We start from the raw sequence: 12321 nt of genomic DNA on the forward strand, positions 1-12321 counted from the left end.
TGCCCGGTAGCTAAGTTCGGAATCGATAACCGCTGAAAGCATCTAAGCGGGAAGCGAGCCCTGAGATGAGTCATCCCTGACCCCTTGAGGGTCCTAAAGGGCCGTTGGAGACCACAACGTTGATAGGCGGGGTGTGTAAGTGCAGCGATGCATTGAGCTAACCCGTACTAATTACCCGTGAGGCTTAACCATACAACACCCAAGAAGTGTTCTGGGGCTTGTAACAGATACCAAGCGAACTACTAACTAATTCAGTGATAGTGATGAAGCCACGAGCGACATCATTACTCACGTCAGCTTTCTCAGATTGAAGTTATTTGCCTGGCGGCCATAGCGCCGTGGAACCACCTGATCCCATGCCGAACTCAGAAGTGAAACGCGGTAGCGCCGATGGTAGTGTGGCATTCGCCATGCGAGAGTAGGACACTGCCAGGCACCCAATTAGACAGTTGTGCAGACATTGCATGATTGGCCGAGAGGATGACACCTCATTGAAACGGCAGACAATTTAGCAAAAAGCTAACCAGACAGCGGAGCGGTAGTTCAGTTGGTTAGAATACCGGCCTGTCACGCCGGGGGTCGCGGGTTCGAGTCCCGTCCGCTCCGCCACTAATTTGAAGGCCTTCCCAATCGGGAAGGCCTTTTTGCTTTCTGGCATTTGCGAACGGGATAAGGAAACAAGGGGCAGCAGACAGGGCTGCGACTTGCCACTGGCAACTCGGTCCCTGCCTGCAGTCCCTTGTGCTTGAGCTGGACTGCGTCCATCTCCCCGTCCGCTCCGCCAGTAAATTGAGAAGCCCAGTCGAAAGACTGGGCTTTTTCTCGTGTATTTTTTGCCAATTTGCATCACAGCCAAGCTCCAACACAACAAGGCTTTCCCTCTTGGGAGGGCCTTTTGTATTTCGGCTCAGGGGCTCACTTGCTTGTAGTACCTGCCGAGCAGTGGGCTCTATGCAGGCTGATTTGAAGAGGTTTGCGGCATACAATGCACTTTGGTTTCAAATGGGAGGTGGCCTCTATGTTCTGCCCGCGCTGTGGTATCGAATCGCTGCAAAAACGCAGCGAGAAAGAGTTTGCCTGTGGTTGTGGTTTCCACTATTTCCAGAATGTGGCGTCGGCCGTGATGGTGGCGCTTTGCTGGCAGGATGAAGTGCTGGTTGCGGTGCGAGGGCGGGAGCCTGGCAAAGGACTGCTGGATCTGCCCGGTGGTTTCGTCGATCCCGGAGAGTCGCTGGAGGCCGCATTAGTTAGGGAGCTGAAAGAGGAACTGGGGCTGGATCTGGGGAGAGAGGCGCCTCGCTATCTCAGCTCCTTTGCCAACGTCTACCCCTATGACGATGTTGTCTATCACACCTGCGATACCGTCTTCATGCTGGAGCTGGCTCACAAGCCCGCCGTTACCGCGGCCGATGATGTGGCCGCTTGTGAGTGGCGAAAGTTGCGTGAGATCTACCTCACAGAGTTTGCCTTCCGATCCACGGGCGCAGCCATCGGCCAGCTGCAAAGGTTGCGGGGATGAGTGCCCGCCTCACCGCTCTCGAACGACGTGACCAGATGGCTGAGCTGGAATAAGGGGCTAGCCCGGCAGTGAGAGGGTGACTATCAAACCGCCGTTATCGCCATTTCTGGCCTCGACCCGGCCGCCCTGTGCCTGAATGGCTTTACGAGTGATGGCGAGTCCCAGCCCATAGCCCTTGCCTGCAGAAGGGGACCCGATCCGCACGAAGGGATCGAACATGCTGGAGAGCTTGGTCTCGTCCACCCCCATGCCCTGATCCGCCACCTCGATGGAGAACTCTCCCCCTTGCCTGTGCAGGGTCAGGGTGATGGATTGACCAGGGTGAGAGAAACGAAGGGCATTGCGCACCACATTGTCGAGCGCGCGGCGGATAAGCTCAGCCTGACCGCAGATGGTGTGGTCCACTGCCTCATCCACCTGTTGCCTTATCTCGACACCCATGTGCTGCGCCTCGTAGCGGGCATCGCTCACCACAGCCTCAACCAGGGCTTGCAGATCGTAATACTCCTCACAGTCCCGTTCGCCGTGGCTGGCGCGGGTGAGGGTGAGCAGTTCGCCGATCATCTTGTCCATGCGATGGGTTTCGAGCTGGATCCGCGCCAGGGATCCCTCGATCCTGGCCGGATCCTGTTGGGCCAGACCGATAGCCAGTTGCAGGCGTGCGAGGGGAGAGCGCAGCTCGTGGGAGACGTCGTGCAGCAGCTGTTCACGGCTCTCGACCAGCAGTTGCAACCGTTCGGCCATGGCATCGAAGTCACGGGCCGCCTCGCTGATCTCGTCGTGGCGTCGTCGCATCAGAGGATAGAGACGCACGCCCAGATCACCCTGGGCGAGACGCTCGAATCCCTGCCGAAACTGGTTCATGGGACGGGTCAGATGCCAGGCGAGCAGGGCGCTGAAGAAGAGACCGCCGAGGCCGCCTATCCACCACATGGGCAGAGGCATGTTGAGCCAGTCGTTGCGTCGCGGCGGCGGTGCCAGTTGTTGCTGCAGGCCGGACGTGTCGTAACCGAGCCAGTAACGCTGGCCATCGGCTCCTTTGACAGTGCGGGTAAGCAGATGGGGGAAAGGGGATTGGGCTGCTTCACTCTGCTGGATGTGCAAAAGCGGGCGTTCCCCTGCGGGCCAGCTGGTCGTCAGGGTGTTCAGGGCGGCGGGTCCCTTTTCTTGCAGCAGGGTCGCCGCCGAGTTCAGTTGCCGCCCGGCCAGCTGCCGCGCCATTCTCTCCTCTGGCGGCCCTTCATGGCTGTAGAGACTGAAAGCGACCCATAGCAGCTGGCTCATCATTATGATGGTGAACCAGAAGCCGAACAGTATCTTCCAGAACAGGTGGCCCTTGAGGATCATGTCAGCCGGTATCCTATGCTGCGCACCGTCTCTATGCCGATGGCCTCACCCGCCAGCGCCTGCAGCTTCTGGCGGATATTGCAGATGTGCACGTCGACGCTGCGATCATAGGGCTCGCGCGGGCGGCCCAGTCCGTGCAGGGATAGCTCATCCTTGCTGACTACCCGCTCCGGCGCCCGCAGCAGCAGTTCCAGCAGATTGAATTCCGTGGCGGTCAGCTCCAGTGGCTCGCCTTGCCAGTGACACTGGCGAGTGGCGGGGGAGAGGGTCAGTTCCGCCAGACGCAAACCGTCACTCTTGCCAGCTGGCGCCGGTGCAGGTTCGACTCGTCGCAGCACTGCCCTCAGCCTGGCGACCAGCTCTCTGGGGTAACAAGGCTTGGGCACATAGTCGTCGGCCCCCATCTCCAGTCCGATCACCCGGTCGATGTTGTCCCCCTTGGCGGTGAGCATGATGACGGGGATCTTGCTGTCGTGGCGGATCTGGCGCAGCACCTCGCTGCCGTTGATGTCGGGCAGCATGATGTCGAGCACCACGGCCACATAGTTGCCGGAAAGAGCGTGTTGCACACCGCTCTTGCCGGTCAGCACATGGGTGGTGACAAAGCCTTCGCCGCCCAGGTATTCACTCAGCATGGTGCCAAGCTCCAGGTCATCGTCTACCAGCAGGATCTTCATTGCTCTTCTCCCTCTCGAGTCGGCGCCATTTTCCCGTGTCTGCATGCGGCTGGCAGCTGCTTTTACGCAATCCTTACACTGCCCTGCAGGAGGCTTAACCGGGCATTGGGGTACATTGCGCTGGCTTGTTTCATCCAAGGATATCCCCGATGACCCGTACCCGTCTCTTCGTTGTCCGTCTGCTGCTGCCAGCTCTCTTGCTGATTGCGGTGGGCTGGTTTTTCAGCGCGACCGGTGCGGCGCCGGTGGCTTCCTATATCACAGCCACCGCCGAGCGGCGCGATCTGGAGCAGAGCGTGCTGGCTGACGGTACCCTGCAGGCCCAGAAGCTAGTGAGTGTGGGGGCGCAGGTCTCCGGCCAGATCAAGGTCTTGCACGTTGCGCTCGGGGATCAGGTTAAGCAGGGCGATCTGCTGGTCGAGATCGACGATCTCACCCAGCAGAACGCCCTCAAGGATGCCGAGGCCGCCCTCGACAATGTGCAGGCCCAGCTGGCCTCGCGTCGGGCGACCCTGCGCAACAATGGGCTGGTGTTCGAGCGTCAGCGCAAGGTGCTGGCTCGGGGGCTCGGTAGCCAGGCCGACTATGACAGCGCAGAGGCGACCCTGATCGCCACTCGCGCCGATATCCGGGCGCTGACCGCGCAGGCGGTGCAGGCCCGCATCGCCGTGGATACCGCCAGAGTCAATCTGGGCTATACCCGCATCGTCGCCCCCATGGCGGGCACCATAGTGGCCATTCCGGTGGAGCAGGGACAGACGGTCAATGCGGTGCAGAGTACCCCGACCATCGTCAAGGTGGCGCGGCTCGACACCATGACGGTGGAGGCCCAGATCTCGGAGGCGGACGTGATCAGGGTGAGCACGGGCCTGCCCATCTACTTCACCATACTGGGGGCGCCCGAGCACCGTTACGAGGCCAGGTTGCGCGCCATCGAGCCTGCGCCGGACTCCATCAATGATGACACCAGCAGTTCGACCACCACAGCCGTCTATTACAACGGCCTGTTCGAAGTGAGCAATCTGGAAGGCGCCCTGCGCATCGGCATGACGGCTCAGGTACACCTGGTGCTGGCAACCGAGCGCAATGCGCTGGTGATCCCGGCCATCGCCCTGAGCGGTGACAGGGTGCAGGTGGTGGATGGTGCGGGCAAGCTGCAGTGGCGTCAGGTGAAAGTGGGCCTCAACAACAAGGTGGATGCCCAGATCCTGAGCGGCCTCGAGGCGGGGGAATCCGTGGTGGTGAGCCAGTTGACGGCCCAGAGCCAGCAGAGCGGGCGCATGGGCCCGCCCATGGGGATGTGATCATGACCCAGCCACTGCTGCAACTGAGCGGGATCCAGCGTCACTTCGGCGAGGGGGATCAGCGGGTACAGGTGCTCAAGGGGATCGACCTGACCATAGAGAGGGGGGAGATGGTGGCCATCGTCGGTGCCTCCGGCTCCGGCAAATCGACCCTGCTCAACATTCTGGGTTGCCTCGACCAGCCGAGCGACGGTCACTACCGGGTTGCCGGTCAGGAGACCAGCAAGCAGGCCGCGGATCAACTGGCGGCGCTGCGCCGCGAGCATTTCGGTTTCATCTTCCAGCGCTACCACCTGCTGGGGGATCTCAGTGCCCGCGACAATGTGGCGTTGCCAGCCATTTATGCCGGTCTGGCTGCCGGTGAGCGACAGGCCAGGGCCGAGACGCTGCTGCGCAGGCTGGGGCTGGGTACGCGGCTCGACTACAAGCCGAGCCAGCTCTCCGGTGGCCAGCAGCAGCGGGTCAGCATAGCCCGTGCCCTCATCAATGGTGGTCAGGTGATACTGGCGGATGAACCGACTGGCGCGCTCGACAGCCACAGTGGCACAGAGGTGCTCGGCATACTGCATGCCTTGCATGAGCAGGGTCATACCCTGGTGATAGTGACCCATGACATGAGCATTGCCGAGCAGGCCGAGCGCATCATAGAGCTCAAGGACGGGGAAGTGGTGGCCGATCGCCGCCGCGTGCCGGCATCTGACTCCCAACCTTTCCAGAAGCCCCCCCGGCTTGGTCGCTCTGCATGGGGTGGCGGGCTGGACAGGTTTACCTCTGCCTTCAGGATGGCGCTGCGGGCCATGCAGGCCCAGCGGATGCGCACCTTCCTCACCATGCTCGGCATCATCATAGGTATCGCCTCCGTGGTTTCCGTGGTGGCGCTGGGGCGCGGCTCCCAGCAACAGGTGCTGGCCAACATCAATGCCATGGGCACCAGCACACTGGAGATCTTTCCCGGCAGCGGCTTCGGGGATAAGCGGGCCGAGGCGATACAGACCTTGCGGACCGAGGATACCGATGCCCTGGCCGGGCTCGATTATGTTCACAGCGTGACCCCCAGTCTGGCGACCAGCACCACGCTGCGCCGGGGCAGTCAGGCGGTCTCCGGCACGGTAAACGGGGTGGGGGATCAGTTCTTTCAGGTGCGCGGCTATCGGGTGTTGCAGGGCATGTTGTTCGATGCCGGCAGCGTGGCCAGTCTGGCGCAGGAGGTGGTGATAGACGAGAACAGCCGGGATCGACTGTTCGATGCGGGGGAATCACCCCTCGGGCAGGTGATCCTGCTGGGCAAGCTGCCGTGCCGGGTGATCGGTGTGGTGGCCCGCAATCAGAGCGGCTTTGGCAGCGACGAGAACCTCAATGTCTGGATCCCCCACACCACGGTCATGAAGCGGATGCTGGGTCAGAGCTATCTGCGCAGCATCAGCGTGCGGGTGCAGGATGAGGTTTCCCTGGCCGCCGCCGAGGATGGTCTCACCCGGCTGCTTCGCCAGCGCCATGGCAGCCAGGATTTCTTCGTGCTCAACACCGACAGCATCCGTCAGGCCATCACCAGCACCACTGCCACCATGACGCTGCTGGTTGCCATGATAGCGCTCATCTCCCTGGTGGTGGGCGGCATAGGGGTGATGAACATCATGCTGGTGTCGGTGACGGAGCGTACTCGCGAGATAGGTGTGCGGATGGCGGTAGGCGCCAGGGCCAGCGACATCATGCAGCAGTTTCTGATCGAGGCTGTGCTGGTCTGCCTGCTGGGGGGCGCCGCCGGAGTGCTGCTCTCCCTGCTGGTCGGCGTCTTGTTCGAGCACTTCAGCAGTCAGTTTGCCATGCGTTACTCTGCAAGCGCCGTGCTGGCTGCCTTCTTCTGCTCGAGCCTGATCGGCGTGCTGTTCGGTTTTTTCCCGGCTCGTCGGGCGGCGAGGATGGATCCCATCCATGCACTTGAGCGGGAGTAACCAGACTTTCGGCGCCTTCGTGCGCCAACTCATTCGCATCCGGGGGCGGGAGCTCATCCCTCTTCAACCCCCGGGTGCGGATTGGCCGGACGGCATGGACTGCCAGTCTGGCAAGCCTGAACTGTGTCATTGACGTGACACGCCCTGCTCTGCGCAGGTTTTTCAACCGGGCCCAGTGCCCGGTTTTTTTACGCCCTCCTTTACCGTATTGAGGGGGATGCGATGGACGCGGCTCTTTGTTAACCTGCCTGTTTCACCCGAACCGCAGGGAGCTGCATCGATGCGATCCATTGTCAGCCTGCTGGCTTTGTCACTGCTGTGTGCTTGCAGCAGCCACTCAACCCGAGAGGATGTCATGTCAGGGAAAGAGCGTCTTCACTACCCCGTCACCCGCCAGAGCGATCAGGTGGATCACTACTTCGGTCACGCCGTGGCCGATCCCTATCGCTGGCTGGAAGACGACCGCAGCGCGGAGACCGAGGCCTGGGTCAAGGCCCAGAACAGTGTCACCCGGGATTATCTGGCACGTATTCCGTTTCGCGATGCCATCAAGGACAAACTGGCCGCCTCCTGGAACTACGCCAAGGAGGGGGCGCCGTTTCGCGAGGGGCGCTACCACTACTTCTTCAAGAACGACGGCTTGCAGAACCAGAACGTGCTGTGGCGCCAGCAGGCGGGTAAACCCGCCGAGGTGTTCTTCGATCCCAATACCCTCAGCCCCGACGGCACCACGGCGCTGGATCAGCTGAGCTTCTCCCGGGACGGCCGCATCCTGGCCTATTCCTTGTCCCTGGCTGGCAGCGACTGGCGCGAGATCCACCTGATGGACGTGGAGAGCAAACAGCCCCTTGAGGCACCCCTCAAGGACGTGAAGTTCAGCGGCATCAGCTGGCTGGGCAACGAGGGCTTCTTCTACTCGAGCTACGACAAACCCGATGGCAGCGAGCTGTCGGCCAGGACGGATCAGCACAAGCTCTACTTCCACCGGCTCGGCACGGCGCAGCAGAATGACCGCCTGGTGTTCGGTGCCATCCCTGCCCAGCAGCACCGCTACGTGGGGGCAACCGTGAGCGAGGATGATCGCTACCTGCTCATCTCGGCGGCGGACTCCACCTCCGGCAACCGCCTCTATGTGAAGGACCTGAGCGAGGAGAACGCGCCGCTGCTGACGGTGCAGGGGGATCTGGATGCGGACGTGAGCCTGGTGGACAACAAGGGCAGCACGCTTTACTTGCTGACCAATCGGGATGCTCCCAACCGCCGGCTGGTGACTGTGGATGCGGGTAACCCCGGCCCCGCCCGCTGGCGTGACCTTATCCCCGAGCGCCAGCAGGTGCTGACGGTGCACAGCGGCAGCGGCTATCTGTTTGCCGAATACATGGTGGATGCCACCGCCCGGGTCGAGCAGTTCGACCATGACGGCACACGGATTCGTGAGGTGGCGCTGCCCGGTCTTGGCAGCGTCAGCGGCTTCAACGGCAAGCAGGATGATCCCGCGCTCTACTTCGGCTTCGAGAACTACGCCCAGCCGCCCACCCTCTACCAGTTCGAGCCAAAGAGCGGGGCCATCAGCCTCTATCGTGCCTCGGCGGCCCCCTTCAAGCCCGAGGAGTACGTATCAGAGCAGCGCTTCTACCAGAGCAAGGATGGCACCTGGGTACCGCTCATCATCAGCTACCGCAAGGGGCTGAAACTCGATGGCAGCAATCCCACCATCCTCTATGGCTATGGCGGTTTTGACGTGAGCCTGACCCCGAGCTTCAGCGTGGCGGTCGCCAACTGGCTGGATCTGGGAGGCGTCTATGCGGTGGCAAACCTGCGGGGCGGCGGCGAGTATGGTCAGGCCTGGCACCTGGCGGGCACCCAGATGAACAAGCAGAACGTGTTCGACGACTTTATCGCCGCGGCCGAATACCTGAAGGCTGAAGGCTATACCTCCAGCGACAGGCTGGCTGTGCGAGGTGGTTCCAACGGCGGTCTGCTGGTGGGGGCCGTCATGACCCAGCGGCCGGATCTGATGCGTGTTGCCTTGCCTGCGGTGGGGGTACTCGACATGCTGCGCTATCACACCTTTACCGCCGGGGCTGGCTGGGCCTACGACTACGGTACCAGCGCCGACAGCGAGGCCATGTTCGACTACCTGAAGGGCTACTCACCGCTGCACAATGTGCGGGCCGGTGTCAGCTACCCCTCTACCATGGTCACCACGGCGGATCACGACGACCGTGTGGTGCCAGCCCACTCCTTCAAGTTTGCCGCCACCTTGCAGGCCGACAACGCGGGGCCCAACCCCCAGTTCATTCGCATCGAGACCAATGCCGGGCATGGAGCAGGCACGCCGGTGGCCAAGCTGATCGAGCAGAGCGCGGACATCTACGCCTTCACCTTGTACGAGATGGGCTACCGGCAGTTGCCGCGTCTACCCTGACCCATGCGAGATGGGCTACTGGCCGTTGCCGACCAGACCATGACATCAGGGCCCTGCGGGGCCCTTTTCTTGTGGCCACTGAGCGACTCACGCCTTGTGCTCCCATGTCGCGACCATCCCTGTCTCGCCATTCTCCCGTTTTGTGTGGAGGGGGCCATCTACCCCGTCCCCGGTGGTATAGTCAGCCACAGGATCAGCATTCAAGGAGTCCATCGTGAAGAAGATCATTTACATCTTGCTGGGGCTGGCATTGGCCGCCCTGGTAGTCATCACAGCCCTGGTCAAGCTGATTGACCCCAATGAGTTCAAGCCACAACTGGTGGAGCAGGTACGCAAGAGTACAGGCCGCGAGCTGGTGATGGAGGGGGATATCGGCTGGCGTTTCTGGCCGAGTCTGGGTCTCTCCCTCGAGCGGGTGGCGCTTCGCAACCCGGCTGGTTTTGCCGAGCCGGATCTGGTGCGCTTCGAGCGGGGGGATGCCTCGGTCGCCGTGTTACCCCTGCTCTCCCATCGACTGGACATTGGCGAGGTGACCCTGACCGGTGCCCATCTGTTTATCCAGACCAGGGCCGATGGCAGCTCAAACCTGAACGATCTCATCAAGACGCCTGAGGCGGCGAAGGACAGCGAGCCCGCGCCAGGTGGCCAGAGCCAGCCCCCTGCGAGCAATGGCCAGACCTGGCAGATCACTTTGCAGGGAGTGGTGCTGGAGCAGGCCAGCGCTCTGGTGCAGGACGATCGCAACGGCACTCTCTCCCGGCTCGATCAGCTCGATCTTGCTCTCGGCCAGCTGACGCCGGGTCAGTGGGTGCCGGTGACCCTGGCCGCCAAGGGGGCGCAAGGCAAGCTTGCCTTCGATATCAAGGGGGAAGGAGAGGTCAAGCTGGCACAGGATGCGTTGGCCAGCGAGCTGAAAAACCTGAGTCTGAGCGGCAGCCTCAGCCAGCCGCAACAGCGGCTGGATAGCTTCTCGGTCAAGGCCGATCGGCTGGCACTGGGAGAGTGGAGCAGCCTCACCCTGAACCTGCAAGGCGCCCAGCTGGAAGGTGACCAACCGACTCTGGCCGGCTCGCTGGAGGGAACTCTCAAGGCGCGAGTAGACAAGGGTTTGCAACTGGTCGAAGTCTCGGATGCGAAGCTGGCGGCCAATCTGCAAGGTAAAGCACTGCCACGCCCGCAGATGAACCTCAAACTGGCTGGGTTTGCCCGCGCCGAGCTGGATCAGCAGAAGATCACCCTGAGCAAGCTGGTGATGAGCGCCGACGATGCCCTGCTCCGTGGTGAAGGGGCGGTGCGACTCGGTGCCGTGCCCAAGATTGAATTTGATCTCAAGGGCGACAAGCTGGATCTCGACAGCTGGCTCGGCGAACCGGCAACAGCCAAGGCAGCCGCTCCGGTGCAGCCCGCTGCGGCGAAAGTGGATGATAAAGGCGCAGTGCCCGCCAAGGCTGCCAAGGGGATCTCGACGGTAGAACCGGACCTGAGCGCGCTCAAGGCATTCGATCTTGCCGGGCGCTTGCAGCTTGATAGCCTGCGGTTGAAGGGGCTGGACTTGAGCACCGTCGATCTGCAACTTGCCCTGGCCGGTAGCCAGCTCACCCTCAAGCAATTCAGTGCCGGTGTGGCCGGTGGTCAGGTGACCGCCGAGGGTTCAATAGATGCGCGTCAGCAACCAGCCCGTTATCAGGTACACAAACGGGTGCAAGGGGTGAATGTGCGCCCGCTGCTGCAAACCCTGGCCCAGAGCGATCTGCTGGAAGGCAAGGGGGATCTCGAGGTGCAGGTGCAGGGCACTGGACTGTCTGAGCAGGCGCTGCGCGACAAGATGCAGGGCAAGGTGAGCCTCAAGTTGAGCGATGGTGCCCTGCATGGCATCAACCTGGCCGAGATGATCCGCGAGGCGCGAGCCACTCTGACCGGCAAGGGGACAGATCAGGTCAAGGAGGCACGCAAGACCGACTTCAGCGCCCTCACCGCCAGCTTCCAGTTGGCGAACGGCGTGGCGCGCAGCGACGATATCCAGCTGTTCGCCCCGGCCCTGCGAGTGCGGGGCCAGGGTCAGACGGCATTGGTGCCCCAAACCCTCGATTTTCTGTTCCTCACCTCCATAGTGGAGAGCAGCAAAGGCCAGGGGGGCAAGGGGGTGGATGAGCTGAAGGACATCACAATACCGGTACGCATCGGCGGCCACTGGCAGGCCCCTACCTATCGGCTGGATGTGAAAGAGTTGCTCACCAACAACAAGGTGCTGGAGGAGAAGGCCCGCAAGGAGGCCGAGCGCGGTCTCAAGAAGCTGTTGGGTGACAAGGCTGACAACGACGCTGTCAAAGGGGTGGCCGATCAGCTGCTCAAGGGGCTGTTCAAGTAGCAACTCCTTCCTGTTATTGCCATTCAGAGCCCGCCCCGTGCGGGCTCTTTGCTGCCGCTTGTCCATGCGTCGGAGGGCCGGCGGCAAGAGAGTCATGGCTGCTTCTGGTTAAAAATGGGGATGTACCCTTGTCCCAAAGGTGATATCACTGTTGTTTTGCCAAGGAGTAGATGAATGAGCCGAAGTGAAGTAGTGAGAGAGATATCCCATCCAGACTGGCCTCTGGTCTGGCAGATCTATGGCAGCAGCTTCCCGCACTACGAGCAACGCCAGCCGCAACATCAGCAGGTCAAGATGGCGGATCCTCACTTTCACTGTCAGCTCTTTTATCAAGGCGACTTGCTGCTCGGCTTTATCTTCTGGTGGGCCTGCGGCGAGCAGATCTATATCGAGCATCTGGCCATCAATCCGGCCCTGCGCGGCCAGAACCATGGCTCCCGCCTGCTTGCTGACTTCTGCGAGACGGCTGGGCGCTCCGTTATCCTGGAGATTGATCCGCCAGAGGATGAGATTGCCATCCGGCGGCTGCGCTTCTACCAGTCGCTGGGCTTTTGTCTCAACGACCATGACCATGTGCATCCGCCCTATCATCCTGACTATCAGGGGCACGAGCTGCGGGTGTTGAGCTACCCAGATCCCATCAACCTCTATGAGTACCAGCAGTTCAACCGGATGCTGGTGGCGCGGGTGATGGACCACGGCGTGACTGCCTGACCGGCATCCTGG

The 12321-nt window shown here is 61.7% G+C and carries 8 protein-coding genes, 1 tRNA gene and 2 rRNA genes; 9 read left to right on the plus strand and 2 right to left on the minus strand.

Annotation, left to right across the window (positions count from 1 at the left end; all coding sequences use genetic code 11):
- The 4 genes from GWQ29_RS13715 to GWQ29_RS13730 all read left to right on the plus strand — a co-directional run.
- Positions 1–192, plus strand: a 23S ribosomal RNA gene (locus GWQ29_RS13715); the annotation flags it as partial.
- A gap of 128 nt (positions 193–320) precedes the next feature.
- A 5S ribosomal RNA gene (gene rrf / locus GWQ29_RS13720) occupies positions 321–435 on the plus strand.
- A 97-nt stretch (positions 436–532) separates the two neighbouring features.
- A tRNA-Asp gene (locus tag GWQ29_RS13725) sits at positions 533–609 on the plus strand.
- Between the two features lie 409 nt (positions 610–1018).
- Positions 1019–1519 carry an NUDIX domain-containing protein gene (locus GWQ29_RS13730; RefSeq protein ID WP_275919643.1) on the plus strand — a complete coding sequence of 167 codons (501 nt, stop codon included), beginning with the start codon at positions 1019–1021 and terminating at the stop codon, positions 1517–1519.
- Positions 1520–1576: 57 nt separating this feature from the next.
- Here GWQ29_RS13730 and GWQ29_RS13735 read toward each other — a convergent pair whose 3' ends face one another.
- On the minus strand, positions 1577–2866 hold the full coding sequence (locus GWQ29_RS13735; RefSeq protein ID WP_275919644.1) for an ATP-binding protein: 1290 nt from the start codon (positions 2864–2866) through the stop codon (positions 1577–1579).
- Positions 2863–3543 (minus strand): response regulator transcription factor, encoded by a 681-nt coding sequence (locus GWQ29_RS13740; RefSeq protein ID WP_125599806.1) that lies wholly within the window; start codon positions 3541–3543, stop codon positions 2863–2865. Before GWQ29_RS13740 ends, GWQ29_RS13735 begins: the two co-directional genes overlap by 4 nt.
- A 149-nt stretch (positions 3544–3692) precedes the next feature.
- Here GWQ29_RS13740 and GWQ29_RS13745 point away from each other — a divergent pair, with 149 nt between their 5' ends.
- From GWQ29_RS13745 to GWQ29_RS13765, 5 genes are all read left to right on the plus strand, one after another.
- Positions 3693–4847 (plus strand): efflux RND transporter periplasmic adaptor subunit, encoded by a 1155-nt coding sequence (locus GWQ29_RS13745; RefSeq protein ID WP_275919645.1) that lies wholly within the window; start codon positions 3693–3695, stop codon positions 4845–4847.
- A gap of 2 nt (positions 4848–4849) precedes the next feature.
- Complete coding sequence (locus GWQ29_RS13750) at positions 4850–6799, plus strand: MacB family efflux pump subunit (RefSeq protein WP_345893334.1); 1950 nt, start codon at positions 4850–4852, stop codon at positions 6797–6799.
- Positions 6800–7079: 280 nt separating this feature from the next.
- Positions 7080–9227, plus strand: a complete 2148-nt coding sequence (locus GWQ29_RS13755; protein WP_275919646.1) for a prolyl oligopeptidase family serine peptidase — start codon at positions 7080–7082, stop codon at positions 9225–9227.
- Between the two features lie 214 nt (positions 9228–9441).
- Complete coding sequence (locus GWQ29_RS13760; protein WP_275919647.1) at positions 9442–11595, plus strand: AsmA family protein; 2154 nt, start codon at positions 9442–9444, stop codon at positions 11593–11595.
- A gap of 174 nt (positions 11596–11769) precedes the next feature.
- A complete protein-coding gene (locus GWQ29_RS13765; RefSeq protein ID WP_275919648.1) occupies positions 11770–12309 on the plus strand; it encodes a GNAT family N-acetyltransferase in 540 nt (179 codons plus the stop codon).
- Positions 12310–12321: the final 12 nt, after the last annotated feature.

It is taken from the genome of Aeromonas sp. 2HA2 (assembly GCF_029237345.1).
GTDB lineage: Bacteria > Pseudomonadota > Gammaproteobacteria > Enterobacterales > Aeromonadaceae > Aeromonas > Aeromonas salmonicida.